Source organism: Streptomyces violascens, assembly GCF_014649955.1.
GTDB classification, from domain to species: Bacteria; Actinomycetota; Actinomycetes; order Streptomycetales; family Streptomycetaceae; genus Streptomyces; species Streptomyces violascens.
Window position 1 is genome coordinate 365,192 of record NZ_BMUA01000003.1, and the last position, 23,870, is coordinate 389,061.

Annotated in this window: 27 protein-coding genes; 10 read left to right on the forward strand and 17 right to left on the reverse strand. The window is 71.8% G+C overall.

From position 1 onward, the window contains the following. Positions 1 to 8: 8 nt before the first annotated feature. From IE206_RS10020 to IE206_RS10060, 9 genes are all read right to left on the reverse strand, one after another. Positions 9 to 878 (reverse strand): tyrosinase family protein, encoded by an 870-nt coding sequence (locus IE206_RS10020; protein ID WP_189961700.1) that lies wholly within the window; start codon positions 876 to 878, stop codon positions 9 to 11. Next, positions 862 to 1,386: a tyrosinase family oxidase copper chaperone gene (locus IE206_RS10025; protein ID WP_226598898.1), complete on the reverse strand. Its 525-nt coding sequence runs from the start codon at positions 1,384 to 1,386 to the stop codon at positions 862 to 864. The genes IE206_RS10020 and IE206_RS10025 overlap by 17 nt, the downstream gene beginning before the upstream one ends. Before the next feature lie 313 nt (positions 1,387 to 1,699). Then, entirely contained in the window at positions 1,700 to 2,350 is a 651-nt protein-coding gene (locus IE206_RS10030) for a vitamin K epoxide reductase family protein (protein ID WP_189961701.1), read from the reverse strand. A 34-nt stretch (positions 2,351 to 2,384) separates the two neighbouring features. Next, positions 2,385 to 2,885 carry a DUF5949 family protein gene (locus IE206_RS10035; RefSeq protein ID WP_189961702.1) on the reverse strand — a complete coding sequence of 167 codons (501 nt, stop codon included), beginning with the start codon at positions 2,883 to 2,885 and terminating at the stop codon, positions 2,385 to 2,387. A gap of 225 nt (positions 2,886 to 3,110) precedes the next feature. Beyond that, positions 3,111 to 3,350 (reverse strand): chaplin, encoded by a 240-nt coding sequence (locus IE206_RS10040; protein WP_189961703.1) that lies wholly within the window; start codon positions 3,348 to 3,350, stop codon positions 3,111 to 3,113. A gap of 203 nt (positions 3,351 to 3,553) precedes the next feature. After that, the gene (locus tag IE206_RS10045) at positions 3,554 to 3,892 is read right to left on the reverse strand and encodes a hypothetical protein (RefSeq protein ID WP_189961704.1); all 339 of its coding nucleotides are present in this window, start codon (positions 3,890 to 3,892) and stop codon (positions 3,554 to 3,556) included. A 303-nt stretch (positions 3,893 to 4,195) separates the two neighbouring features. Then, a complete protein-coding gene (locus tag IE206_RS10050) occupies positions 4,196 to 4,780 on the reverse strand; it encodes a hypothetical protein (RefSeq protein WP_189961705.1) in 585 nt (194 codons plus the stop codon). 225 nt (positions 4,781 to 5,005) lie between these two features. Further along, entirely contained in the window at positions 5,006 to 5,245 is a 240-nt protein-coding gene (locus IE206_RS10055) for a chaplin (protein WP_189961706.1), read from the reverse strand. A 196-nt stretch (positions 5,246 to 5,441) separates the two neighbouring features. Further along, entirely contained in the window at positions 5,442 to 5,687 is a 246-nt protein-coding gene (locus IE206_RS10060; protein WP_189961707.1) for a chaplin, read from the reverse strand. A gap of 392 nt (positions 5,688 to 6,079) precedes the next feature. On the opposite strand from IE206_RS10060, the gene IE206_RS10065 reads away from it, so the two are divergent. The 8 genes from IE206_RS10065 to IE206_RS10100 are packed head-to-tail and all read left to right on the forward strand — an operon-like array spanning position 6,080 to position 15,362. Beyond that, positions 6,080 to 7,150 carry a glycosyltransferase gene (locus IE206_RS10065; protein ID WP_229853178.1) on the forward strand — a complete coding sequence of 357 codons (1,071 nt, stop codon included), beginning with the start codon at positions 6,080 to 6,082 and terminating at the stop codon, positions 7,148 to 7,150. A gap of 50 nt (positions 7,151 to 7,200) precedes the next feature. Further along, positions 7,201 to 8,622 carry a sugar transferase gene (locus IE206_RS10070; RefSeq protein WP_229853179.1) on the forward strand — a complete coding sequence of 474 codons (1,422 nt, stop codon included), beginning with the start codon at positions 7,201 to 7,203 and terminating at the stop codon, positions 8,620 to 8,622. Positions 8,623 to 8,624: 2 nt separating this feature from the next. Continuing rightward, positions 8,625 to 9,953 (forward strand): O-antigen ligase family protein, encoded by a 1,329-nt coding sequence (locus IE206_RS10075; protein WP_189961710.1) that lies wholly within the window; start codon positions 8,625 to 8,627, stop codon positions 9,951 to 9,953. Continuing rightward, positions 9,950 to 11,560: a murein biosynthesis integral membrane protein MurJ gene (murJ, locus tag IE206_RS10080; protein WP_373300897.1), complete on the forward strand. Its 1,611-nt coding sequence runs from the start codon at positions 9,950 to 9,952 to the stop codon at positions 11,558 to 11,560. The genes IE206_RS10075 and murJ overlap by 4 nt, the downstream gene beginning before the upstream one ends. Beyond that, on the forward strand, positions 11,550 to 12,335 hold the full coding sequence (locus tag IE206_RS10085; protein ID WP_189961711.1) for a polysaccharide deacetylase family protein: 786 nt from the start codon (positions 11,550 to 11,552) through the stop codon (positions 12,333 to 12,335). The genes murJ and IE206_RS10085 overlap by 11 nt, the downstream gene beginning before the upstream one ends. Next, positions 12,332 to 13,570, forward strand: coding sequence for a glycosyltransferase (locus tag IE206_RS10090; RefSeq protein ID WP_189961712.1), 1,239 nt, complete (start codon positions 12,332 to 12,334; stop codon positions 13,568 to 13,570). Before IE206_RS10085 ends, IE206_RS10090 begins: the two co-directional genes overlap by 4 nt. Next, positions 13,567 to 14,232 carry a YveK family protein gene (locus tag IE206_RS10095; protein WP_189961713.1) on the forward strand — a complete coding sequence of 222 codons (666 nt, stop codon included), beginning with the start codon at positions 13,567 to 13,569 and terminating at the stop codon, positions 14,230 to 14,232. The genes IE206_RS10090 and IE206_RS10095 overlap by 4 nt, the downstream gene beginning before the upstream one ends. After that, complete coding sequence (locus tag IE206_RS10100; protein ID WP_189961714.1) at positions 14,232 to 15,362, forward strand: GNAT family N-acetyltransferase; 1,131 nt, start codon at positions 14,232 to 14,234, stop codon at positions 15,360 to 15,362. Before IE206_RS10095 ends, IE206_RS10100 begins: the two co-directional genes overlap by 1 nt. Here IE206_RS10100 and IE206_RS10105 read toward each other — a convergent pair. The 4 genes from IE206_RS10105 to IE206_RS10120 all read right to left on the reverse strand — a co-directional run bounded on the left by IE206_RS10105 (position 15,348) and on the right by IE206_RS10120 (position 19,337). Further along, on the reverse strand, positions 15,348 to 16,601 hold the full coding sequence (locus tag IE206_RS10105; protein ID WP_189961715.1) for a glycoside hydrolase family 26 protein: 1,254 nt from the start codon (positions 16,599 to 16,601) through the stop codon (positions 15,348 to 15,350). The genes IE206_RS10100 and IE206_RS10105 overlap by 15 nt on opposite strands. 334 nt (positions 16,602 to 16,935) lie before the next feature. Continuing rightward, complete coding sequence (locus IE206_RS43405) at positions 16,936 to 18,270, reverse strand: chaplin (protein ID WP_189961716.1); 1,335 nt, start codon at positions 18,268 to 18,270, stop codon at positions 16,936 to 16,938. Positions 18,271 to 18,404: 134 nt separating this feature from the next. Then, positions 18,405 to 18,632 carry a chaplin gene (locus IE206_RS10115; protein WP_189961898.1) on the reverse strand — a complete coding sequence of 76 codons (228 nt, stop codon included), beginning with the start codon at positions 18,630 to 18,632 and terminating at the stop codon, positions 18,405 to 18,407. 297 nt (positions 18,633 to 18,929) lie between these two features. Next, a complete protein-coding gene (locus IE206_RS10120) occupies positions 18,930 to 19,337 on the reverse strand; it encodes a rodlin (protein ID WP_189961717.1) in 408 nt (135 codons plus the stop codon). A gap of 335 nt (positions 19,338 to 19,672) precedes the next feature. Between IE206_RS10120 and IE206_RS10125 the strand changes: the two genes are divergently transcribed. Then, on the forward strand, positions 19,673 to 20,080 hold the full coding sequence (locus IE206_RS10125; RefSeq protein WP_189961718.1) for a rodlin: 408 nt from the start codon (positions 19,673 to 19,675) through the stop codon (positions 20,078 to 20,080). Between the two features lie 158 nt (positions 20,081 to 20,238). Here IE206_RS10125 and IE206_RS10130 read toward each other — a convergent pair whose 3' ends face one another. Next, positions 20,239 to 20,433: a hypothetical protein gene (locus IE206_RS10130; RefSeq protein WP_189961719.1), complete on the reverse strand. Its 195-nt coding sequence runs from the start codon at positions 20,431 to 20,433 to the stop codon at positions 20,239 to 20,241. 175 nt (positions 20,434 to 20,608) lie between these two features. Between IE206_RS10130 and IE206_RS10135 the strand changes: the two genes are divergently transcribed. Then, positions 20,609 to 20,770: a hypothetical protein gene (locus tag IE206_RS10135; RefSeq protein WP_506005467.1), complete on the forward strand. Its 162-nt coding sequence runs from the start codon at positions 20,609 to 20,611 to the stop codon at positions 20,768 to 20,770. Between the two features lie 67 nt (positions 20,771 to 20,837). On the opposite strand, the gene IE206_RS10140 is transcribed toward IE206_RS10135, so the two are convergent. Genes IE206_RS10140 through IE206_RS10150 form a run of 3 tightly spaced genes read right to left on the reverse strand, consistent with a single transcriptional unit; the run spans position 20,838 to position 23,799 of the window. Continuing rightward, positions 20,838 to 21,470: a TetR/AcrR family transcriptional regulator gene (locus IE206_RS10140; RefSeq protein WP_189961720.1), complete on the reverse strand. Its 633-nt coding sequence runs from the start codon at positions 21,468 to 21,470 to the stop codon at positions 20,838 to 20,840. Further along, positions 21,458 to 22,192, reverse strand: a complete 735-nt coding sequence (locus tag IE206_RS10145; protein WP_189961721.1) for an enoyl-CoA hydratase family protein — start codon at positions 22,190 to 22,192, stop codon at positions 21,458 to 21,460. Before IE206_RS10145 ends, IE206_RS10140 begins: the two co-directional genes overlap by 13 nt. After that, a complete protein-coding gene (locus IE206_RS10150) occupies positions 22,189 to 23,799 on the reverse strand; it encodes a 4-coumarate--CoA ligase family protein (protein ID WP_189961722.1) in 1,611 nt (536 codons plus the stop codon). Before IE206_RS10150 ends, IE206_RS10145 begins: the two co-directional genes overlap by 4 nt. Positions 23,800 to 23,870: the final 71 nt, after the last annotated feature.

A 23,870-nucleotide genomic window follows, 5' to 3' on the forward strand; every position in this document is an offset into this window, starting at 1 on the left:
TCGCCGTGTCAGGCGTATCGGTAGATCCCGCTGTGGTCCAGGACCGACGCGGGCGTGACGTCGAACGGCGGCATCAGCTCCCTGAGCGAGGCCACCCGGCCGTGCTGCGGGTCCCCCTCCGGGGGCGGTACTTCCGGGAGATAGCGCTTGGACCCGGGGTGTGCGTCCTGCCAGCGCGACCAGAGGCTGTCGACGTACGCGTGGTGGAGCCAGAACAGGGGGTCGTTCACGGCAGCCGCGCCGAGCATGGTGCCGCTGACCCAGCGGTGCACCTGATTGTGGTTGCGGAACCGGGCCTCGCCCGAAGCCGTCGTCCAGCCCTCGATCTTGTTGCGGAACCCGGTCCTGCTGGTGGAGTCCCACGGCGCGACGTCATAGACGGGATCGGCGAGTGCGCGGTCCACGTCGGCGGGGGTGGGCAGGCGGATGGGGCGCGAGGGGCGGCCCACGTCCCTGGCCAGGAAGCGGCCTTCGGTGACGTTGACCGAGATCTCCCACTGCCCGCGGGCGTACGCGAAGGGACCGGTCATGACCTGGAAGTCGCCACGCCGCCCGTTGCCGCCCATGAAGTCCTCGGCCCAGAGCGAGGAGGCGGGCGAGTTGTCCTGCGTCCAGTCCCAGTAGGGCAGCGTGACACGGGGGTTGACCCGCTGCAGGGCCTGCTCGAAAACCAGCAGGAACTGGCGGTGCCACGGCAGGAACGACGGCGCCATGTGCGCGACCCGCAGCCCGGCGTCGCCGTCCGAGACATAGAACGCGATGTGGGTCCGCACGAACTGGTCGTACACGCCGGTTCGCTTGAGTTCGAGTACGGCGCTGACGAAGGCCCGGCGTTCGGCGCTCGAAAGGTTCCGCTGGTTCTTACGCGTGTACACCACGTGCGGCTCCCTCCTCGTGGCCGTGCACGGGTACGAAGGCGAGCCGGGCGGCGCCGAGCTCGGCCGCGGCGGCGCGTGCGGCTTCGCGGGCGGTGGCGTACGACTCGTAGTGGTCGACGGAGCTCAGGTAGCTGCCGTCGGCGCGGCGCATCAGGTCGAGCTGCCGGCCGTCCACGAACGCGGTGACCGAGGCGCCGTCGGCCTCGATGGGCCAGCCCTGGATGCGGTGCCCGGCGTACATCTCGTCGAAGGTGAACCCGTCGTCCGGCTGCGGCGTGGCCGCGCCCGCGGGCTCGCCGTAGGCCCGGGCGGCCGGGATGCGGGAGAGCGCGGCCGCGGTGAAGGCGACGGTCGCCGAGGCGAACAGGGCGCGCAACAGGCTACGCCGGGCCATGTGCCAGGTGGTGCGGGGCGGGGGCGTGCCGGGCCGGGTGGGCTCGGGGGCTCGGCCCCTGGGGCGGGTGCGGCCCGTCCGGTATGCGTGCCAGAAGTGTGTCGCGTCGTTCATCGGCGTCTCCCTCGTGCTCGCTCGCGCGGACTCGTCCGGCACATGCGTAGGCCCCGGAAGCCTTCGTGGTTCCGGGGCCCGTCCAAGCGTCCGCTCTCCTTGTTCGATGCCGGTTCAACGACGCCCGGAGTCACAGGAAACGGTTGCCGCCTCACGGCACGGCAGCGGGCGGGCTCTCCCCGGGCCGGTACTGGTTGCACGGCCCGGGGAGGCTTCAACCATGCGACTGGTCAGTGGAGTCAACGCCTCCGCTCACGTGGCGTGTCGGCGTGCGCGGGCGATTCACGCGGTCGGCCCAACGTTCCTGCCGGTCTCAGCCGGTCCAGAAGTCCCACCAGCGGGTCAGGATCAGCATCCCGACCACCCCGATGTGCAGCACGGGCACGGCCCAGCCGAACTCGGCGAACAGCGGCCTGGCCCACCTCGGCGCAGGCAAGGCCGAGTTGCCCACGTTGAGCGCGGTGACCCGCCAGAACAGGACGATGGTGGCGACCCACGCCAGGCAGCACCACAGGCACAGCGCGTCGATCCGGTAGAGCGACTCGAACTGGAGCCAGCTGACGAAGACGACCCCGGCCAACGCCCCCGTGTTCAGCGTCAGCCAGTACCAGCGCCCGAACCGGCCGCCCCCGAGCAGGCTCATGCCGACGCAGACGACGATCCCGTACGCGACCAGGCCCAGCATGGGGTTCGGGAAGCCGAAGACGGAGGCCTGGGCGCTCTTCATGACGCTGCCGCAGGAGATCACCGGGTTGAGGCTGCACCCGGGTACGAAGTTCGGGTTCCTGAGGAGCTCGAACTCGTCGAGGGTGATGACCCATGAGGCGAGCAGGCCGGCCGCGCCGGTGAGCACGACCAGCCAGGCGAAGCCGCGGCCAGCGCCGAAGCGGGCGCGGCCCGGCGGCGGCGGGCCGGACGGATCGGTGGCCGGCGCCTGGTGCGGGATCGTCCCGGGAGTGGGCATGGCTGTCGTCTCCACTTCTTGTCCGGCGGCGGGGTCAGCCGCGCAGGCGGCGGACGGGGAGGACGCAGTGGCCGGCGGTGGAGATGGTGTCCGCGTCGCCCGCGAACGCCCTCAGCCGCTCGTCACCGACGGCGATTCCGGGCAGCGCATCGGGCCAGGAGCGGGTGGCGAACATGAACTGGACGGTGCCGCGCCTCTCGGCCGCCACGAGCCACTCGGGCGGCACCGGGCACTGGACGGTCAGCGACGGCATGGTCAGGACGGCCTGGCCGCCCTGGACGACGAGGGCCACCGGGAGCGCGGCCCCGCGGTCCTTGTCGAGCACGCTGCCGGCCGGCATGCCCAGTTCGTCGAGCAGCGCCCGCGCGGCGGTCTCAGCGCCCTCGGGCCCCTCGGTCCCGTCACCGAGCGGGTACGCCATGAGGAACGGCACATCATCGCCCTCGTCGGGGTGTCCGCCGCTCCACGCGATGACGACGAGCGAGCCCAACAGGACGGCCCTGGACGGCTCTACGGCGCTGATGGCTGAAGTCATGCCGGGACTCTAGGACATTCCGGGCACCGTGCTGCGCTGCCGTCACCCGTCCGGATGAAACCGCCTTCGCGCCCCCTCGCAGCGCCTCGCTGCCCTTTCCGGGCCCTTCCCGGGCCCGTCGCCGGCCCTTCCGCGCCCGGACGCAGCAGGGCGGCTCCGGAATCCCCAACTCCACGGAGCCGCCCGTCCTGCACTACGCGACCGGCGTGAACCGGCGTTCAACCACTAGGAGTTGGCGCACACGTTCCCGAATGCCGGGTTCAGGGCGCCGATGACGCTGACGGTGTTGCCGCACACGTTGACCGGCACGTGCAGGGGAATCTGCACCACGTTGCCGGAAATGACGCCGGGCGAGTGCGCGGCCGCACCCTGCGCACCCGCATCGGCGAAGGCGGCACCGGAAGCGGCGCCCGTGACAAGACCCGCGGCGACAAACGCCAGAGCGGTCTTCCTGGCTGTGTTCATGGTGAAACCTTCCGTTCGGGATGGCCTCAGCGTAGGCAGACGCCCAGGAGGCACCGGAAGTGAACACGCCGGGTTTATTGTCTTTCCCTCGTACAGCGCATGAACGGGCCGATTGTCCGATCAATTCACTGTCGGGAAAGAGGAGTTCACCATGGGGGAGATCAAGATGCGGTGATCAATGCGTGGGGATGAGCATGGGGTGATCAGCCGACCGGGAGGCCGCCGATGAGCTGGTCCGGACTGGTTGCCGCGTCGGTCTTCCTGATGCTCTTGGCGGTGCCGACCACGGTGTGACCCAGCGAGTCGTCCCTCTCGGAGGTGAACAGGGTGGTGTGGATGGGCTGCGCGTCGGCCAGGTTCGCCTCGGCGACGTTCTGGGCGATGGTGTCGAGGCCGCCGTTGAGGCTCATGGGTGTGAGCTCACCGGCCTTGAAGGCCGGCGCCGCCGGTGGCGTGATGTTGCCGGCCGCGAAGGCCGGCGCCGCCGCGCCCACGACCGCGAGGGAGCCGGCGAGTGCCGCAGCAACCTTCATCGACTTCATCATCATTCCTTCCGCGGCGAGTTGGATCGCCGAATTGGCTGCACGCACCGCACACCGCTGGCGCCGTGCGTGTCTCTGAAAGCATTGCGCTGCTTCGCCCTGAGTAACGACTCCCGGACGATTGGGAAACCCTTCGGGCACCGATTCATGGGCTGCCCGCGAATTTCGGAAACCCGCAGATACTCGTATGGGATTTCATTAATTGCCGTGCGAGGAAGGGGAGTTGGGGGGTCTCTGTCGGCTTCCGGACAGCCGAGAGCGCCGGTCGCGACGGCAGGCCGGCGCTCTCGGCGGGGATACGGATCAGGCGACGGGCAGGGGTGCCGGCAGCTTGGGCAGGGGGAGGCCCGGCAGGGCGGGCAGCGGCAGGCCGCTGCCGAGCAGGATGGCCAGGATGACGCCGATGAGGCCGGTGAGCACCGCGGTCGCCGCGGCCAGGATGGCGACGACATCGCCCTTGGTGACGGCGGCGATGAGGTCGGCGATGGCCTTCTTGGCCGCCGCGATCGCGTCGTCCTTGATGTCCATCGGGGCGCCGGACTTCTGCGGTCCGCCGAGCGGAAGCCCGGGGGCGGTGGGCGCCGCCGGGGCCGCCGACTTGACCGCGTCGAGGGCGGCCGTCGCCTTGGCGGCCAGCGCCGCGGCATCGGCCGGGGACGCCCCGCCGAGCACGCCGTTCAGCAGGTCGGTCACGGTCGAGAGCAGTGGCCCGACGGGGCCCAGCTGCTTGATCTGTGCGAGCAGGGCGTCGGCACCCGGTACCGGTACGTCGGCACGGACCGATCGCGGCGGCTGGAAGTCGGCGGCCATCGCCGTTTCAGCGGATCCGATGACGATCACGGTCGAAAGAGCCACGGCGACCAGTCGCCGTGGTGTGCGTACGCGCATGAAACGGTCCTCCTTCGGTGAGGCGTGTGAATTCTTCTCACCGTCCGCGGGCACCGGAACCCCCGCAACCGCATGGCCGTCCTGTCGGACCGTCAGATCCGCACCGCACTGCATCTAGCTGGTACAACTCCGTGCCCGGGGCACCTTGGTGATCTACCGCCATCCGGGGCAGCACAAAGCCCCGGCGGCTCCGGGAAGGGGAGCGGCCGGGGCTTCGGCGAGTAACTACTTGTTGACGCAGGTGTTGCCGAACGCCGGGTTCAGCAGACCGATCACGGTCACCGTGTTGCCGCAGACGTTGACAGGGATGTGGACGGGGGCCTGTGCCGCGTTCCCGGAGACGACACCGGGGGAGTGGGTGGCCGCGCCATGCGCGTCGGCATTGGCGGAAGCGACGCCGGCCCCACCGGCGATGGCTGCGGCGGCAGCGGTGGACAGGACCAGGGCCTTCGCGGTACGCGACATGGAGAAGCACTCCTAGATTGAGAAAGTCATTGACCGGGTGTGGTCACTCGACCTAGACCCCAACGCGGCCCCCGGGCCCACGGTTTTGCCTCTAACGGGTGAACCGGGGTTTCGGAGATCGCGAAATCGGCCAAAGGGCGGGTCCGGACCGTGAACGCCGGCCGCCTCCATGGTCCAGGGGCGTCACCCCTGCGGATTACTTGTTGACGCAGGTGTTGCCGAATGCGGGGTTCAGCAGACCGATCACGGACACCGTGTTTCCGCACAGATTCACCGGTACATGGACCGGGACCTGAAGCATGTTGCCCGACAGGACGCCCGGCGAGCCCTCGGCAACGCCCTCGGCACTCGCCCCGTCCCCGTGTCCCGTGGCCGCCGCCATACCGGCTCCGAGCAGCACGATCGCGGCGCCGGCGCCCGTCGACACGGCGGACTTGGCCATTCGATTCACCGCTTTTCCCTTTCGGTTGGAGATCAGGCCACCGATACAACGACAGGGCCGTCAACTGGATACGCGCGATCCCCCGAAGGAGACACTCCGGCGTACGCATTCATGACGGAACCAGGTTGTAAATACGGTTACAGTGCTCCCCGCCGCCCCGGGTAGATCAAAGCGCGGGGAACTTGGCAGCCGGAGGACCGGTTATGCGTAATTCACAGGGCGGGACGCCGCGAGGCGAGCCCGGCAGCATCATTTGTTCAGCTTTCATTTCGAGCGCCAGACCGGAGTGACCGCGCATGCCGACGAGAGCGAACTCCCCGGGCGGGCCCGGTGGGCCGGGGTCCTCGGGGGGCCTGAGTGTCCTGCACGTGGTCCAGCCCGTTGAGGGGGGCGTGGCCCGAGTCGTCACGGACCTGGTGCGGGACCAGCTGCGCGACGGATTCCGGGTCGCCGTGGCATGCCCCGAGGCCGGCCCTTTGAGCGCCGAACTGGCCCGTCTGGGTGCCCGGGTGCACCCCTGGCGGGCCACCCGCTCCCCCGGCCCCGCGCTGCTCGGCGAGACGCTGCGGGCGGCCCGCCTGATCCGGCGCGTACGTCCCGATGTCATCCACGCGCACAGCGCGAAGGCCGGCGTTGCCGCGCGGCTCGCGGTGCGCGGCAGGGTGCCCACCGTCTTCCAGCCGCACGCCTGGTCGTTCGAGGCGGTCGGCGGGATCACCGCGCGGCTTTCCCGGGGTTGGGAGCGCGCCGCCGTGCGCTGGACCTCACGGGTCGTGTGCGTCAGCGAGGGCGAGCGGGCCACGGGGCTGCGGGCCGGCGTCCTCGCACCCTGCTCGGTCATCCCCAACGGCGTCGACCTCGACCACTACCGCGCGCCCGACGACACACCGTCCGCCGACGACGCACCCCTGGTGGTCTGTGTCGGTCGGCTGTGCCGGCAAAAGGGCCAGGACGTGCTGCTCCGCGCCTGGCAGGACGTGCGCGAGGCGGTGCCCGGCGCGCATCTCGTGCTGGTCGGCGACGGTCCGGACCTCGCGGCGCTGCGCGCGTGCACGCCCCGCTCGGTGTCCTTCGTCGGGTCGGTGTCCGACACCGCCGCCTGGTACCGGGCGGCCGATCTGGTCGTGCTGCCCTCGCGCTGGGAGGGGATGGCGCTCGCCCCCCTGGAGGCGATGGCGTGCGGCCGGCCGGTGGTGGTCACCGACGTCGGGGGCTCGGCCGAGAGCCTCGCGCCGGGACACGCCCCCCTCTGTCTCGTACCGCCGGACGAACCGGCCCGGTTGGCGCGCGCGATGACGCATCTGCTGACCAACCCGGCGCTGCGCACCGTCCTCGCCCGCCAGGGGCACGAGCACGTATCCACCACCCACGACGTGCGGCAGACGGCCCGAAGCATCGCGGAGGTGTACCGCGACGTGGCCGCCCTGCAGCGCTCCGAGCACAGGGAACGCATCAGCCAGTGACCGCGGAAAGCATCGTCCCGTCCGCCGGGGGGCCGTCCCACGGCACCGGGATGTCATCGGGAACCGTTTCGGTGGTCACGCCCCGCGAGGCGCCGGACCACTTCACCCTGCCGGCCGGGCGCCCGCGCGCGGGACGGGCGTTCGTGTCCGCCCTGCTCGCGGTGGACTGCGCGGCCGGGCTGCTCGGCATGCTCGTGCTGCCGTACTCCGGGCTGCCGCCCGGGCCCGCCGCGCTGCTCGTGGCCGCGGCGCTCGTGCTCAACGCCCAGGCCGGGCTCTACCGGCCGACGATGGCGCGGGGCGTGCTCGCCGACGTGCCCGCGCTGTCCTTCCGCGCCCTGATCGCCTGGTGCCTGCTGTCGACCGTGCTCGCCCACCAGAGCGCGCTGGTCCACGAGCCGTCCGCCGCGCCGCTCGCGGTGTCCGCGGTCGCGACGGGCTGTGCCGTCCAGACACTGGTGAGCTGCGCGGGGCGCGGCGCCGCGCTGTGGCTGCGGCGCCGGCAGGCCGTCCGCAGGCCCCGGCCCACCCTGGTGGTGGGCCCGGCGGCCAGCGCCGTCCGTGTCACGGCCGCTCTGGTTCGCCAGTCGAGCGGCGGCATCCGGCCGGTCGGGATGGTCGTGCCGCCGTCCGAGAGTGCCGTCGAGGCGGGGCCCGTGCCGGTGCTTCGCAGTCTGGAGGACGTCCAGCGCGCCGTCATCCAGAACGGGGTGCAGGACTGCCTGTTCACCCACGAGGCCTCGACTTCCGTGTCCCCGGCGCTGCTTGAGGCCCTGGGCTGCACCCTGTGGCAGCTGGACACGCGCGCACCCGGCCATGCCGTACCCCGTCAGCAGTCGGACGAGGTGGCCGCCTTCCCCTGCCGCCCGCTGACCACTGCCCCCGCCACCGCGCCCGCCCTGTTCTTCAAGCGGCTCCTCGACCTCGCCGTCACCGTGCCCGCGCTGATCGTCGCGGCCCCCGTCCTCGCGGTGTGTGCCCTTGTCCTGCGCCGCAGCGACGGGCCCGGGGTGCTGTTCCGGCAGGAGCGGATCGGACTCGGCGGGCGGGCGTTCACCCTCCTCAAGTTCCGTACGCTGCGCCCCGACACCGCGCACGAGGCCGCCACCCGCTGGACCATCGCCGACGACCAGCGCATGAGCCGGGCCGGGAGCTTCATGCGGCGTACGTCCCTGGACGAGCTGCCCCAGCTGTGGAACGTGATCCGCGGCGACATAAGCCTCGTCGGCCCCCGGCCCGAACGCCCGTATTTCGTGGCCAAGTTCAGCCAGGCGCACCCCGGCTACGCCGCCCGCCACCGGATGCCGGTCGGGCTGACCGGGCTCGCCCAGGTGCAGGGGCTGCGCGGCGACACCTCGATCGAGGACCGGGCCCGCTACGACAACTACTACATCGACCACTGGTCGCTGTGGCAGGACCTGTGCATCCTGCTGCGCACCGCGGTCTGCCTCGTCCGCCCCACGGGGAGCTGAGCATGCACGCCCTCGCGGCCGCGCCGCCGATGTCCGTCCCGGCCCCGCTGCGCCGGGCCCTGCACCTGCTGCCGCTGCTCGCCGTGATCGCCCTGCTCGCCACTCCCCCGCTGGGCGCAGAGGGCTCGGCGACCGCCGCCGACGCGGCCTGCGGGGTGCTCGTGGTGTGGGCGGTGGTACGGGTCCTGCGCGAGAGCATCCGGCCGCTGAGCCGTACGGCCGCTCTCGTCATGGGGCTTCCGGTGACCGGGATCTGTGTCGCTGCGATGGGGGCGGCCACTCCCGGCACGGCCGTCGCCGGGCTCGGCCGCTATCTCCAGATCTTCGTGCTCGTGCCGCTCGCCGTGCTGCTCCTGCTGCGTGACCGCGACGACTTCCGCCTCGCGGCGGCGGCCGTGGTCGCGCTCGCGCTGTTCGAGGGCGGCGTCGGCGTCGTGCAGTACCTGACGTCCACCGGCGCCTCCTACATGAACGAGGACATCCGGGCGGTCGGCACCTTCGGCGCCTCGGACATCATGGGCATGGCCACCGTGGTGTCCTGCGGGCTGCTCTGCTCGGTCGGCCTCGCCCTCGACCCCGCCCCCGCCCCCGGCGCCAGCCGCACCCACCGCCGCGCCGCGCTCGCCTGCGCGGCCCTCCTGCTGCTTCCGCTCGCCGTGTCGTTCAGCCGGGGCGCCTGGATCGCGACGGCCGTCGCGGCCTGCGCCCTGCTGCTGCTCTCCGGGGTGCGCCGCGCCCTCGCCGTCCTCGCGGTGATCGCGGCGGCCACCGTCGTCCTGGCCGGCGCGAGCGGGTCCGGCACCCAGCTGCTCCAGGAGCGGCTCGCCAGCATCACCCAGGTCGAGAGCGCCCCCGACCAGTCCGTGACCGACCGCTACACCATGTGGTCGGCCGCAGCGCTGATGTGGCGTCAGTCGCCGCTCACCGGCGTCGGCCTGAAGGGCTTCCCCGACCACCGCGACGCGAACTCCTCGCTCGCCCTGTCCTCCGGCAGCGACACCGCGGGCGCCGGCGCCGCCTTCAAGCGCCAGCCCCTGCTCTCCCCGCACAACATGTACCTCCTCGTCCTGAGCGAGCAGGGCCTGCTCGGCGTGGTCACCCTCGTCGGCGGCTGGGCCGCGCTCCTGGTCGCCGGCGTACGCAGGCTGCGCCTCACGCGCAGGCAGGGCGCCCCGATGGACTGCGCCCTGATCGCCAACGGCCTCCTGATCTGGCTGCTCGTGGACTTCTTCTACGGTGACATCGGCGGCCCCTCGACCGCGGTGACCGCGCTCGTCCTCGGCCTCGCCGCCTGGTGGGCCCTGGCCACGCACAGGGCGGCGCGCCCGTGACGAAGATCGTTCCGCCGCTCGCACCCACGAACACACCCGAACTCGGCACCTCCGGGCGGCTGTTGGCCCGGGCCGCGCTCCTCACCGCAGGGCTCACCGTCGCCGGAGCGCTCCTCGGCCTGCTGCGCGACCAGGCCTTCGCGCACTACTTCGGCGCCGACACCGACACCGACGCCTTCCTGGTCGCCTGGACGGTCCCCGAGGTCGCGGCGACGCTGCTGATCGAGGACGGCCTGGCCTTCGTCCTCGTACCCGCGTTCAGTCTCGCCCTGGTCGGACGCGCCCGGCGCACCGGCCCCGATCCGGTACGCGCACTGGTCGCGGCCACCCTGCCCCGGCTGATGCTCGCGCTGGCCGGGGGCGGCGCGGTCCTGATCGCCGCGGCGCCCGCGATGGTCGCGGTGCTCGCGCCCGGACTGCCCCGCGCGGACCTGGCCGTCGACTGCACCCGGCTGACCGCGACCTGCGTGTTCACCTTCGGGCTCACCGGATACTGCAGCGCCGCCCTGCGCGGACACGGCCGCTTCCTGGCCCCCGCGTCGATCTACGTGGCGTACAACGTGGGCATCATCGCCCTGCTCCTGGCGCTCGGCAGGGCGTGGGGAGTGCGGGCCGCGGCGGCCGGGGTCGCCCTCGGCGGCGTCCTCATGATCCTCGTCCAGCTGCCCGCGCTGTGGCGCAGCTGGCGGGACCGGGAGCCCGCCGTCGCCCTGCCCGCCGCGCGGCGGGCCGACCGGGGCACGGCGCAGGCGCTGCGGCTCGCCCTGGTCGCCCCGATCGTGGTGTTCGCGCTCAGCCGCCAGACGCAGGTCCTCATCGAGCGGTTCCTGGCCGCCCCGCTGCCCGCCGGGGCCATCTCGCATCTGAACTACGCCCAGAAGGTGGCGCAGATGCCGATGGTGCTCTCGCTGATGCTGTGCACGGTCACCTTCCCCGTGATCGCGCGGGCCCTTGCCGCGGGCGACACCGAGCGGGCCCGGCGCCGGGTGGAGAGCGACCTGATCGTAGCGGGCACCATCGTGCTGGTCGGCGCCTCGGTGGTGGTGGCGTGCGCCCCGCAGATCATCCAAATCCTCTTCCAGCGCGGCGCGTTCACCGTCCACGACACCGCGGCGACCGCCGACGTCATGCGCATGTACGCGCTCGGGCTCCTCGGGCAGACCCTCGTCGGGGTGCTCGCCCGCTCCTACTTCTCCGAGGCCCGGCCCCTGTGGTTCCCGGCCTGCGCCATGCTCGCCGGGCTCGCCGCGACCGCCACGGCGGGGGCCCTCGCCGTACCGGTGTGGGGCGCGCCCGGCATCGCCGCCGCCAACGCGCTCGGCATCACCCTCACCGCGCTCCTGCTCCTGTGGGGCAGCGGGCGGCGCCGCACGGCGCTGTCCGTGCGCTGGGTGGGCGGGCAGCTCGCCCGGCTCGTGGTGGCCGCCGGCGGCGCGACCGCCGCCTGCTGGTGGGGGGCCCACGAAACCTCACATCCCGTAGTGGCACTGGCAGTTGGAGCCACCTCGTCCGTCGTCGTGTTCGCGGTCGTAGCCCGTCTGCTGCGGGTCCGGGAGTTCTGTCTGCTGTTCCGTCCCGTCACACGAAAGCTCTGGCATGCCCGTTGACACGGCAGTCGGCGACCCGTGGGGTCCACTGACTGGTTCGCGACCCCGCCCCGCCGCACCGCTGTGGGTGGCCATGTACCACTCGGTGACCCACACCACGGACGACCCGTACCGCATCACCGTCTCCCCGCGCCGATTCGAACGGCAACTGCGCTGGCTGCGAAGACGCGGCCTCAAAGGGGTGAGCATGGCCGAGCTCATCCGGGCCCGCACGGCCGGCACCGTGCAGGGCCTGGTCGGCCTCACCTTCGACGACGGGTACGCCGACTTCACGGCCGAGGCCCTCGCGCTGCTGCGCCGCTACGAGTGCACGGCGACCGTGTTCGTCCTGCCGGGACTGCTCGGCTCCACCAACGAGTGGGACCCGTTGGGCCCGCGCAAGCCGCTCCTCGACGAGCGCGGCATCCAGCAGGCCGCCACCTGGGGCATGGAGGTCGCCTCGCACGGCCTGCGCCACCTCGACCTGACCCACGCCGACGAGGACACCCTGCGCCGCGAGGTGCACGAGAGCAGGCAGCTCCTCCTCGACCTGGTCGGGCACGACGTGGCGGGCTTCTGCTACCCGTACGGCGCTGTCGACCTGCGCGCCGTCGCCGCGGTCCGCGCGGCCGGCTATCAGTACGCCTGCGCCATCGACCCGGGCCCGCTGACCGGCCGCTACGCCCTGCCGCGCGTCCACGTCGGCGAGCGCGACACCGCCTGGCGGCTGCACCTCAAGCGCGCCCTGCACCGCTGGCGCCGGCACGAGCCGGCCGATCTCCCGGAGGGCCCATGAAGGTCCTGCACGTCATCACCGGCCTCGGCATCGGCGGCGCCGAGCAGCAACTCCGGCTGCTGCTGCGCCAGTTGCCCTACGAGGCCGACGTCGTCACGCTCACCAACCCCGGCGCCGTGGCCCGCGCCATCGTCCGCGACGGCGGCCGGGTGCGGAACCTGGACATGACCGGCAACCGCGACCTCACGGCGGTCCCCCGCCTGACCAGGCTCATCCGGCGCGGCCACTACGACGTCGTCCACACCCACCTGTACCGGGCCTGCCTGTACGGCCGCATCGCGGCGAGGCTCGCCGGGGTGCGCACCATCGTCGCCACCGAGCACTCGCTGGGCGAGGCCCGCATCGAGGGCCGCCGGCTCGGCCCCGCCGTACGCGGCCTCTACCTGGCGAGCGAACGGCTCGGCACCACGACCGTCGCGGTGTCCCCCACCATCGCGCGACGCCTGGTCCGCTGGGGTGTGCCCGAGCGCCGCATCCAGGTGGTCCCGAACGGCATCGACGCCGCCCGGTTCGCCTACAGCATCCCCGCCCGCGTCTCCGTACGCCATCAACTCGGGCTGCCGACCAGGGCGTTCGTGATCGGCGCGGTCGGCAGACTGACCGCGGGCAAGCGGTTCCACGTCCTCATCGACGCGCTCGCCGCACTCCCGGACGCCTGGCTGGTGATCGCGGGCGGAGGCGCACAGGAACAGCCGCTGCGGGCCCGCGCCGAACGGCTCGGCGTGGCCGCCCGGGTGGTCTTCGCGGGCGAGTGCGTCCAGGACGGCACGACCCCGGCGGGCCATCGCCCGAGCCTGGCCGGGCTCCTCTCCGCGGTGGACTGCCTGGCCTCCCCCTCCTGCGAGGAGGCCTTCGGCCTGGCCGTCGTGGAGGGCCTGGCGGCCGGGCTCCCGGTGGCGTACGTGACCTGCCCGGCGATCGACGACCTGCCCGCCGGATCCGCACCCGGCGCGCTGCGCACCGGCCGCACGGCCGCCGCGTTCACCGACGTACTGGGCACATTCCAGCGCGCGGCCCGCACCCGCCTCCCCGTCCCCGACGCGGTGCGCAACTACTGCGTGACCACGACCTCGGCCCAGCTGGTCCAGGTGTACGAGGCGGCCGTGGCCCGCGCGCCGCGGCCGCACCCGGCGTACGACCGGGCCGGCATCCGCGTGCCCAGCCCGGCGCACGCCCCGACGGACGCCCCGACGGACGTCTCGACGAACAACTCGGCGAAAGAGGAGTCCAGATGAGCAGATTCTCCGGCCCGCGGCAGCGTCACAGCATCCGCCGCCCGCTGCGCTCCCGGCCGCTGCCGCGCTGGTGGCCGCTGCCCGTCTTCGCGCTGCTCGGCGCGACGGCGGGCGGCGTGTACGGCGTGGTGAAGACCCCGGAGTACACCGCGACCAGCTATGTCGTGGTCACCCCCGCCGAGAAGGCCGACCCGTCGGTCGCGCTCGGCTTCGCCCAGGCGTACGGGAGGGTCGCGACCGAGGTCGCGGTCATCGGGGACGCCCAGGTGTGGGCGGGCGTGAGCGCGAACACCCTGCGCGGCAGCGTGCAGACGGCGACCTCCCCCGACGCGCCGATGATCGCGATCACGGCCACCTCGGCCCGGGCCGGGGACGCCGCGGGCATGGCCAACGCGGTGGCCCGGGCCCTCACCGTGAACGGCACCCACACCCTGGCCGACACCGGGGTGAAGGTGGTGCAGTTCTCGCGCGCGGCCAAGCCCCTGACCCCCTCGTCCCCGTCGGCCGTGCTGACCACGCTGGTGGGCGGCTGCGCGGGCGGACTCCTCGGCGGCCTCACCCTCCTGGCCCGGCCTCGCCGCAGGCCCGAATCCGGTGCCGAGGTCGCGGCCTCGGTACCGGCCCCGGCCGGCGCCGCCTCCGTACCGCAGGAGGTCGGCTGATGTCCCGGCTCCGCGTGGAGGTGTGCACGGACGACCTGGGCTTCGCGGACCTGGCCCCCCACTGGCATCGCCTGCACCGGAGTTGCCGCACGGCGACCCCGTTCCAGAGCCACGCGTGGCTGCACTCGTGGTGGCTCTCGTACGGGGTGCCGGGCCGATTGCGGGTCCATCTCGCCTACCTGGACGACGAGTTGGTCGGCGCGGCACCGCTGATGCGGGTGCTGCGCCCGCTTCCGGCGCTCGTCCCGCTGGGCGGCACCATCTCCGACTTCACGGACGTACTCCTGGACGACGCCTGCGCCGAGGAGGCCGCGGACGCCCTCACGGGGGCGCTGATGGCCTCGGCGCGCGGGGCCCTGATCGACCTGGGCGAGGTGCGCCCGGGCGGCGGCGCCGAACGGCTGCACGCCAACTGGCCTTCCGCGCGGCGGCGGTTGAGCGACTCACGCTGTCTTGAGCTGCCCGCCGAGGGCATGGACGGCCTCCTCTCACGGCTCCCGTCGAACCGGGCCCAGCGGGCCCGCGCCAAGCTCCGCAAGATCGACGCGCTGGGCATCGAGCAGCGCGACGTACCGCCCGAGGAGGTGCCCACGGCGCTGCGTAGGCTGCTCGAACTGCACGGGCTCCAGTGGCAGGGCCGCGGGGTGACGCGCGAGCACCTGCGGCCCCGGTTCGAGGAGCATCTGGCGCGCGCGGTGGGCGAGATGACGCGGCAGGGCGACGCGGTGGTCACCGAGTTCCGCCTGGACGGCGAGGTGGTCGCGGCCGATCTGACCCTGCTCTCCCCGGCGCTCGCGGGCGGCTACCTGTACGGGGCGCACCCCGGCCTGCGCGGCCGCAAGGTGGACGTGGCCACGATGCTGCTGCGGTCCTGCGCCGAGCGCATCGACGGCAGCGGCCGGGCCGCGCTGAGCATGCTGCGCGGCAACGAGCCGTACAAGCAGCACTGGCGGCCCGAGGTCCGGGTCAACCAGCGCTTCCTGCTGGCCCGGCGGCGCACCCTGCCCCTGCTGTGGGCCTGCACGCTGCACGCGGGCCTGCGACGCCGGGCGGGCGCCGTGCTGCGGGCGCTGCGGGGGTGGCGGGACGGCAGGCGCCGCCCCGCCACGGAGGCCTCAGGACCGGCGTGAGTACCAGTCGAGGCGGAGGCAGAGCTTGCCTCCGATCCAGTACTCGACCCAGGGGTTGAGGTCGAGCGGCGAGCAGTTGGCGGGCGGCGTCGGCGTGACGGGCGCGGTGGGCTTGGGGCTGGGCGCGGTCGGGGGCTGGGGGGCCGGGGGGACCGCCGGAGTGACCGGAGTGACCGGGGTGACCGGGGTCGCGGGCGCCGTCGGCTGCGGAGTGGGGTCCTTGCGGCCGAACAGGAGCGAGCGGTAGACCTCCGAGGCGAGAGGATTGTCCGTGCACTCCCACACGCCGTGCGGGCAGTAGTCGGTGATGGTGTTGTAGACCGGCTGGTGCGCGTCCATCCAGGCCAGCATGCGGCGCATGTATTCGGGATTGTCGCCGTTGCGGAAGAGCCCCCATTCCGGATAGGAAATGGGCTTTTTGTGCGCGGCGGCGAAGTCCACGTGCTGCTGGAGTCCGTACGGCTCTTTGATCTGCTCGTCGAAATTCTGGCCCGGTGGCTGGTCGTAGGAGTCCATTCCGACGATGTCGACGAGATCGTCACCCGGATAGCAATCGGTCCACGGCACCGCGTCGCGCCCCCGGCTCGGCGCGAAATCGAAGCGGAATTTCTGCCCCGGCACGGAACGCATCGCGGTGACCGCGTTCTTCCAGTATTTCTTCCAGGCGGCCGGATCGGGCCCGCAACGATGGGTGTATGTCGTGCCGTTCATCTCCCAGCCGAGCACGATGACCGTGTCCGGGATCTTGAGCTCGACCAGCCGCTCGGCCAGCTTCTTGAAGTGCTCGTCGTAGTCCCCGCGGGCGCCGTGCGCGAGCAGCTGGCGTACGCGGGCGTCGGGCAGGCCGATCTCGTTGAGGGCCTGCATCGGGACGTTGAGGACGAGGGTGCGGTCGTCGCGCGCGCGGCGCCAGGTGGCCCAGTCGTCGAGAAACCCCGCCTTCCCCTCGATGTCGGACCAGTTGTTCCCGGGCAGATACGTGTGCCCGACCCGGATGTCGGCGCCGCCGAGCCATTTCTCCAGGTCCGCGATGCGTTTCACACCGAGGGCGCCGGAATCCAGAAAGGCGCCGAAATGCGCGACGGAGGGATGGGCGGGGGGAGGATCGCTGCCCGCCCCGGGTTGATGGACCCTGGGGTGCGGGGTATCGGCACCGGGCGCCAGTGCCAGACTGCAGAGGGCTCCCGCCGCCAGAACGCTCGTGGTGAAGGTGGTCGCTCGATGACGTCGCTGACGCATGTGCGCTCCCTTGGTTCTGAGGACCTCCCCGGATTCCCGGTTGGAAAATATTCTTATTGCGCCGATAGGGAAGATAAGCAGCCCACGCCGTAAGACCCCCGAACGGGGGTACGGGGAAATGGCGGTCTTCTGAGGCCCCCTCACCAACCGGCCGTGCGAGGGCCGGTACGCCGAAGGGCCCGGCCCCCGAGGAGGAGCCGAGCCCTTCGACGTACGAGTGAGTGTGACCAACCGGCGGTATTTGTACGGGAGTTATGACGAAACCGGACCCAACCCCCACCCCGAGCCTTCGGCCGTCACTTGCCGCGGGTGGGGGTCGTCCTGGCGGATGCCGTCAGACGCCGGCCATCGCCCGGCCGCGCCGGTAGAGAAGGCCTCCGCCGAGGATGAGCGCGGCGGCCCCGCCCGCGGCGGCGAGCAGCGACTCGGCCCCGGTGGCGGCGAGCTGCGGGACGTGCGCCGCGGCCGGCGGAGCGAAGACGCGAGGTGCGGTGGGCCGCGCAGGTGGAACGTGGTGCATGGGCGGCGTGTGGTGCACAGGGGGCGTGTGGTGCACGGGGGGTGCCTCGTCAACCGGCGGTACGTGACGCATCGGGGGCGTGTGGTGAACCGGCGGTACGACGCGCACGGGCGGGGCCTCGTGGACCGGGGGTTCCTGATGCTTGGGCGGGCAGTGATGGCGCCGCGGCTTTTCGTGCGCGGCCGGTGGGGCGGGGGGTGCGTGGTGCACGGGAGGCGCCTTGTGGGCCGGAGGCGCCTCGTGCGCGGGCGGGGCGTGGTGGGCCGGGGGTGCGTGATGCACAGGCGGCGCTTCGTGGACCGGAGGTGCGTGGTGCACAGGCGGCGTCTTGTGCGCGGGCGGGGCGTGATGCACGGGCGGTGCGTGATGCACGGGCGGTGCGTGGTGGACCGGCGGCGCATGGTGTGCGGGCGGCGCATGATGAACAGGCGGTGCGTGGTGCACCGGGGGTGCATGGTGAACCGGCGGCTTGTGAGAGGCCGGCGGGGCGTGATGCACCGGCGGGTTGTGATGTGCGGGCGGCGCCTGATGCTTGGGCGGCGTGTGAGGCGCCGGCGGGGCAGGGTGTGCCCCGGGCCCGTGCGGGGCCGCACCCGGGCCGGTCCTGCACTGGTTGCCCATCGCCGGGTTGAGCAGCCCCACGACGTCCGCCGTGATCCCGCACACCTGCACCGGCACGTCGAGCGGTGCCGCCGCGGAGTTGCCCGACAGGACACCCGGGGAGCCGCTCGCCACGGACCGCGCCTGACTGGCGGGACCACGCTGTTGCTCCGGCTCGTGCGTCTGAGCGGGCTCCTCCTGCTGGTACTGGGGGCCGTGCGCCTTCGCGTACTCCCTCTCGAACCAGCGCTTGAACGCGGACCCGTACACGTCCTCGGCGCCGTGCCGAACAGCGTCTTCGGCCGCGTGGTCGGCCCGCTCTTCGGCAGCCTTGACGGCCTTCGACGAGCCCGTCGCGCAGGGGTTGCCGAAGGACGGGTTGAGCGCCCCGACCGGGTTCGCGGTGTTCCCGCACGCCTGGAGCGGGGCGTCGGCCGGCGCCGAGATCGAGTTCCCCGACAGCAGGCCCGGCGAGCCCATGGTCTCGGCATCGGTGCCGGCGGCCTGGGCGTAACTTCCGCTCATCGAAAGGACGCTCGTGGCTGCCACGGCAGTGAACAGAGTCTTGCTGATGACCTGACGCAATGGGCTGTCTTCCGTGTTCGCGGTGAGGTGGGGGAAATCGACTTTGGGGCGTGCGACGGGCACGCCCCAAAATCGGAGTGAAGAGTTCTGGCGCTACATCACTTGTTGATGCAGGGGTTGCCGAACGCCGGGTTCAGGGCGCCGATGAAGCTGCCGGTGTTGCCGCACAGATTGACCGGCACGTGGGCCGGGACCTGGAGCAGGTTGCCCGACAGGACACCCGGGCTGTCGACGGCGGCACCGTCGGCCTGCGCGTCGGCGAGCGCCGGAGCGGCGGCACCACCCGCGGCGATGGCCAGACCGGCCATGGTCGTCGCGGCCTTCATGTAGTTCACGTGGTTTTCCTTCCCTCGGTCAAGAAGTCGCGCAACCAGTCGTTGCTCACGGCGCGTAGCCAGAGCTTTCGCCCAGGAGCCGCTGACGACCTGGTAACGATCGGTCCAGGCAAAGGAAACCGAACGGGAAGGCCCTGCCGACTTCCTCACCCAAATGGCAGGAAGGTGCGCTTTCCCTCTTCAGCCCTTTACCCGAAAGGCATTTGACGCCCAAAAGAACTCGGGCCGGCCGCGGTCGGGAGGGGCCCGCGGCCGGCCCGAGCCGGTGCGCAGGCGAATCGGCGCTGCTCAGCCCCTGCCGTTGCCGGACAGGACCGGGATCTCGTCCAGGATGTGCGACAGCGGCTCGTCGCCCTTGACCTGCGCCGAGTTCTCCGTGCACTGCTGGTTCTGCGGCGCGGACAGGACCGGCACGTCCTGGAGGGCGGAGACCGGCACGAAACCCACGATCGACGCGGCGTTGGCCTTGACCGGAACACCGAGGCAGGGCTTGTTCAGCGAGCCCTGGACCAGCGACAGCTGGGGGCTCATGTCCCCGTCGGTCTTCGAGTTGCCGAAGGCCTGCTTCGCACCGTTGCCGCTGACGGTGGTGGTGCCGCCCTGGTCGCCGACGGCCATGGCCGGGGCCGCGAGGATGGCGGATGCGCCGACCAGCGAAACGACTGCGGCGGAAACAGCCATGACCTTCTTGAGCATGGTCTTCTCTTTTCCTGATATGGAGAGCACACGCAGCACCGCGCTCATATCTATTGCGCCGTACTACTTCCTGTGTCAACTTCACGGCACTTGTTTGGTTCCGGCGCTTCACCCGAACGGCCCCCCGGGAGGCCGCAAGGAACCCGAACAAAAAGGCCGGGAGGACAACTCTCCCTACGGCATCGGATCTCCATACAATCCCAATCCGTAAAGGCGAACGGGACTCGGTCCATCTCATTTTCGTACGGCTGAAGGAGTGAAGAGCAGAAACCAATCCGCAGGGGTCCAGTTGGGCAGGTGGCTCCGTATGGGGCATCCACCAGAAAGGGACCACCGTGATCAAGAAGGTTATGGCCGCGTCCGCTGCCACTGTTTCGCTGGTCGGCGCGTCCGCCATCCTCGCGGCCCCGGCCATGGCCGTCGGAGACCACGGCGGCACCACCACCGTCGGCGGCAACGAGGCCCTGCAGGCGTACGGGAACTCCTCCACGTACGGCAACATGAGCCCGCAGATCGGCCTGATCCAGGGTTCGTTCAACAAGCCCTGCATCGCCCTGCCGGCCAAGGCCAACCTTGCCTCGATCGCGGGTGTCGTGCCGGTCTCCGCGCTCCAGGACGTCCCGGTCCTCTCCGCGCCGCAGAACCAGCAGTGCACGGAGAATTCGACGCAGGCCAAGGGCGACGAGCCGCTCTCGCACATCCTGGACCAGATCCCGGTCCTCTCCGGAAACGGCAAGGGCTGAGCGGCGCCGGGCCCGCGTTTCTCCAGGACTGCCGGACCGCTGTCAATCCCTTCGGCGGTCCGGCATCCTGCTTTCCATGGCCGGAGCACCGGTGAATTCCGGGGGTCCGGTCTTTTGCCGTGCCCGGGACCGGGCGACGCAATGCAGGAAGGCCGTGCTCACGAAGGCCAGTAGAACCCGTTGACGAGCTGGTTCCATTCCCAGTCGGGGCGGCCGGGAACCGTACGCCCTTCGGTGACCCAGGAACGCACCATAGCCGCATACATGGGTTCGGCCGCCGCCTCGCTCTCGAATTGACGGCGGGTGATCGGAATGAAAGTCTGCCGGCGCCAGGCATCCTGCGTCTCAGTCATGGTTCCTCACCATCGGTCGTGATGACTGCGTATTACCGGTGCCTGCGTATTACCACGGCCGAGCGGAGTTGAATTCCATAATGCCCCGTTCGGGGGAAAGAGCACATCCTAAAGAGATTCTTGCCGTTTCTGTCGACGGATCCCCGTCAGTGGAATCAGACCCACGGGAGTAGACATGCAGAAGGTGTGGTCGACCGCAGCCGTGTCCGGTGTCGCGATGACGGCCGCGCCGCGGAACCAGCAGTGCACGGAGAACTCGGCGCAGGTCAAGGGCGACGAGCCGCTGTCGCACATCCTGGAGGAGATCCCGGTCCGCTCCGGCAACGGCAGGGGCTGAGCAGCCCGGTCGACGGCCGGTCCCGGGTCATCCGGGGCCGGCCGTTTCGTGTGCCCGGCCCGATGCCTCAGGCCAGCACCTCGTCGAGGAGCACCGCCCACTGCGCCACGACCCGCTCCCGGCGGGCCGCATCGTCGGTGAGCAGGTTGGCCAGGCCCAGGCCTCGGGCCATGTCGAGGAAGCCCTGCACCGTCTCCCGTACGCCCGGCACGGACTCGTCGGCGGCGAGCAGTTCCACCGCGATGCGGTGCGACTCGCGGCCCACCCTCGCCTCCAGCTCGGTGACCCGGGCGTGCAGCTGCGGCTCGTTGGACGCGGCGACCCACAGGTGCAGCGCGGCCCGGAACAGCGGGCCCGTGTAGAGGCCGACCAGTGCGGCCACGACCTCCCGCCGGTCCGTGCGGTCCAGGGCCCGCAGCGCGGAGGACCGCTGCTCGGCGACGTACTCGACGGCCGCCGTGAACAGGTCCTCGCGGGTCGGGAAGTGGTGCTGGGCGGCGCCCCGCGAGACCCCGGCGCGTTCGGCGACCACCGACACGGTCGAGCCCGCCCAGCCGTGCTCGGCCAGACACGCCACGGCGGCCTCCAGAAGACGCTGCCGGGTGGCCCGGCTGCGGTCCTGCTTCGGGGTCTTAGGCGGGGCCGACCTCGGTGGGGTCGTCGTCGATGGGGTCGACTTCGGTGGGGTCACAACACCCATGCTGGGTCCCGTCGTTCGAGGAAGGCCGTCACTCCCTCCCGCGCCTCGGCGGAGGCGAAGAGGGACGCCGAGCGGGCGGTCAGTTCCTTGGACCAGCGGTCGAAGGTCTCCGCCACGGTAGCCGTGACCAGAGCCTTCGACGCGGCCAGGCCCTGCGGCGAGGACCGGCGCAGCCCGTCGAGGACCGGTGCGAGCGCCTCGTCGACGTCGTCTGCGGCGAGCGTGACGAGCCCGGTGCGGGCCGCTTCCGCCGCGTCGAACCGCTCGCCGGTGAGGTAGTAGCGGCTCGCGGCGCGCGGGTCCATGCGGGGCAGCACCGGCATGGAGATCACGGCCGGCGCGAGGCCGAGCCGTGCCTCGGTGAACGCGTACGAGGACCCGGGCCCCGCGACCGCGATGTCGCACGCCGCCAGCAGCCCGAGGCCGCCCGCGCGCACGTGCCCGGTGACGCGCGCCACGACCGGTTGGGGGAGTTCCACGACCGTACGCATCAGGTGCACGAAGGCTGCCGGGTCCGGCGGGGCCTTCAGGTCCGCGCCCGCGCAGAACGTGCCGCCGGTGTGGGTGAGCAGCACGGCCCGTACGTCCGCGTCCCCGGCGCACCGCGCCAGCGCCTCGCCGAGTTCGGCCACCAGGGGCGCCGACAGGGCGTTGCGGTTGGCGGGCGAGTCGAGGGCGAGGGTGGTGATGCCCCGCTCGTGGTCGGCCCGTATGAGTGTCACGTCCGGTCCTTCTCTCGTTGGCGCAGCTCGCGTCGCAGGATCTTGCCGGACGCGGCGCGGGGCACGCTCTCGATGAACTCCAGGCGGCGCACCTTCTTGTACGGGGCGACGCGTTCGGCGACGTACGCCATCAGCTCGTCCGCGCCGAGGTCCGGCGCTGTGGGCTGGCGTACGACGAAGGCCTTGGGGACCTCGTTGCCGTCGGCGTCGTACACGCCGATCACGGCGGCGTCCGCGACGGCGGGGTGGGTGAGCAGCAGGGCTTCCAGGTCGGCCGGGGCGACCTGGAAGCCCTTGTACTTGATGAGCTCCTTGACACGGTCGACGACGTACAGCCAGCCGTCGTCGTCGACGTGGCCGACGTCGCCGGTGTGCACCCAGCCGTCCGCGTCGATCATGTCGGCGGTGGCTTCGGGGCGGCCGAGGTAGCCCTTCATGACCTGCGGGCCGCGAACGGCGACCTCGCCCTCCTCGCCGGGCCCGGCGTCGCGGGCCGGGTCGTCCAGGCGCAGGATGCGCATCTCGGTGGACGGCAGAAGCTTGCCGACCGCGCCGGGCGGAGGGTTCGGGGTGGACAGCGGGACCGTGTGCGTGCCGGGCGACAGCTCGGTCATGCCGTACCCCTGGCGTACCGGCGGCAGCTTGAGCCGGGCCGAACAGGCCGCCGCAAGGCGGGAGTCGAGCGGGGCGGCCGCGCTGACGACGTACTCCAGACTGGAGAGGTCGTACCGGGCGACCGCCGGGTGCTTGGCCAGGGCGAGCACGATGGGCGGGGCGACGTACAGGCCGGTGATGCGGTGTTTCTCGATCGCGCCGAGGAACTGGTCGAGGTCGAAGCGCGGCAGCACGACGACGGTCGCGCCGGACCTCAGCGGCGCGTTCATGAGCGCGGTCATGCCGTAGATGTGGAAGAAGGGCAGCACGGCGAGAATGCGTTCGCCGGGCACCATCGGGACCAGCGGGTGCAGCTGGGCCAGGTTGGTGGCGATGTTGCGGTGGGTGAGCATGACGCCTTTGGGGACGCCTGTGGTGCCGGACGAGTACGGCAGTACGGCGATGTCCTCGGCGGGGTCGATCACGACGTCGGGCTCGGGGGCGTCACCGCGGGTCAGCAGATCGTGGAGGACCGAGCGATGTCCCTCGGCCCGATCACAGACGAAGATCTCCTCAATGCACCCGACGAGTTCGGCGGCCCGGCGGGCGGTCTCCAGGAGCGGGGCCACGGTGACGATCCAGCGCGCGGAGGAGTCCGCGAGCTGCTTCGCGAACTCCTCGGCGGTACACAGCGGATGAACGGTGGTGACCGCCGCCCCGGCCCGGCTGGCCCCGTAGAAGACGACGGGGTAGAGGAGAGAGTTGGGACTGTGGAGAGCGACCACGTCCCCTTTGCGCACCCCGGCAGCGGCGAGCGACGCGGCCAGCCTCCGGTGCCAGACGTCGAGTTGACCGTAGGTGAGGCTCGTGGCCCCACTGGGATCGGTGCCGTCGACGAGGGCGACGGCATCGGGGTGAGTGGCAGTGGACCGAGCGAGAACGGCCTGGTGAATGGCCTCGTCGACGATGGGCACGTCGGCGTACTCGCTGCGGAAGATCCGGGGGGAGTCCATGCGGGGCCTCCTGGTACGTCAGAGCAGAAGTACGTGCGGACAGGGGCGCGGGACTGTGCCGTTGTGCGGCT

What these genes read in the sequence shown, in the direction of transcription:
- IE206_RS10025 (WP_226598898.1), bottom strand. Translation starts at nt 1,386, where the DNA reads ATGAACGACGCGACACACTTCTGGCACGCATACCGGACGGGCCGCACC.
- IE206_RS10030 (WP_189961701.1), bottom strand. Translation starts at nt 2,350, where the DNA reads ATGCCCACTCCCGGGACGATCCCGCACCAGGCGCCGGCCACCGATCCG.
- IE206_RS10035 (WP_189961702.1), bottom strand. Translation starts at nt 2,885, where the DNA reads ATGACTTCAGCCATCAGCGCCGTAGAGCCGTCCAGGGCCGTCCTGTTG.
- IE206_RS10040 (WP_189961703.1), bottom strand. Translation starts at nt 3,350, where the DNA reads ATGAACACAGCCAGGAAGACCGCTCTGGCGTTTGTCGCCGCGGGTCTT.
- IE206_RS10045 (WP_189961704.1), bottom strand. Translation starts at nt 3,892, where the DNA reads ATGAAGTCGATGAAGGTTGCTGCGGCACTCGCCGGCTCCCTCGCGGTC.
- IE206_RS10050 (WP_189961705.1), bottom strand. Translation starts at nt 4,780, where the DNA reads ATGCGCGTACGCACACCACGGCGACTGGTCGCCGTGGCTCTTTCGACC.
- IE206_RS10055 (WP_189961706.1), bottom strand. Translation starts at nt 5,245, where the DNA reads ATGTCGCGTACCGCGAAGGCCCTGGTCCTGTCCACCGCTGCCGCCGCA.
- IE206_RS10060 (WP_189961707.1), bottom strand. Translation starts at nt 5,687, where the DNA reads ATGGCCAAGTCCGCCGTGTCGACGGGCGCCGGCGCCGCGATCGTGCTG.
- IE206_RS10070 (WP_229853179.1), top strand. Translation starts at nt 7,201, where the DNA reads ATGTCATCGGGAACCGTTTCGGTGGTCACGCCCCGCGAGGCGCCGGAC.
- IE206_RS10075 (WP_189961710.1), top strand. Translation starts at nt 8,625, where the DNA reads ATGCACGCCCTCGCGGCCGCGCCGCCGATGTCCGTCCCGGCCCCGCTG.
- IE206_RS10085 (WP_189961711.1), top strand. Translation starts at nt 11,550, where the DNA reads ATGCCCGTTGACACGGCAGTCGGCGACCCGTGGGGTCCACTGACTGGT.
- IE206_RS10090 (WP_189961712.1), top strand. Translation starts at nt 12,332, where the DNA reads ATGAAGGTCCTGCACGTCATCACCGGCCTCGGCATCGGCGGCGCCGAG.
- IE206_RS10095 (WP_189961713.1), top strand. Translation starts at nt 13,567, where the DNA reads ATGAGCAGATTCTCCGGCCCGCGGCAGCGTCACAGCATCCGCCGCCCG.
- IE206_RS10100 (WP_189961714.1), top strand. Translation starts at nt 14,232, where the DNA reads ATGTCCCGGCTCCGCGTGGAGGTGTGCACGGACGACCTGGGCTTCGCG.
- IE206_RS10105 (WP_189961715.1), bottom strand. Translation starts at nt 16,601, where the DNA reads ATGCGTCAGCGACGTCATCGAGCGACCACCTTCACCACGAGCGTTCTG.
- IE206_RS10115 (WP_189961898.1), bottom strand. Translation starts at nt 18,632, where the DNA reads ATGAAGGCCGCGACGACCATGGCCGGTCTGGCCATCGCCGCGGGTGGT.
- IE206_RS10120 (WP_189961717.1), bottom strand. Translation starts at nt 19,337, where the DNA reads ATGCTCAAGAAGGTCATGGCTGTTTCCGCCGCAGTCGTTTCGCTGGTC.
- IE206_RS10130 (WP_189961719.1), bottom strand. Translation starts at nt 20,433, where the DNA reads ATGACTGAGACGCAGGATGCCTGGCGCCGGCAGACTTTCATTCCGATC.
- IE206_RS10135 (WP_506005467.1), top strand. Translation starts at nt 20,609, where the DNA reads ATGCAGAAGGTGTGGTCGACCGCAGCCGTGTCCGGTGTCGCGATGACG.
- IE206_RS10140 (WP_189961720.1), bottom strand. Translation starts at nt 21,470, where the DNA reads ATGGGTGTTGTGACCCCACCGAAGTCGACCCCATCGACGACGACCCCA.
- IE206_RS10150 (WP_189961722.1), bottom strand. Translation starts at nt 23,799, where the DNA reads ATGGACTCCCCCCGGATCTTCCGCAGCGAGTACGCCGACGTGCCCATC.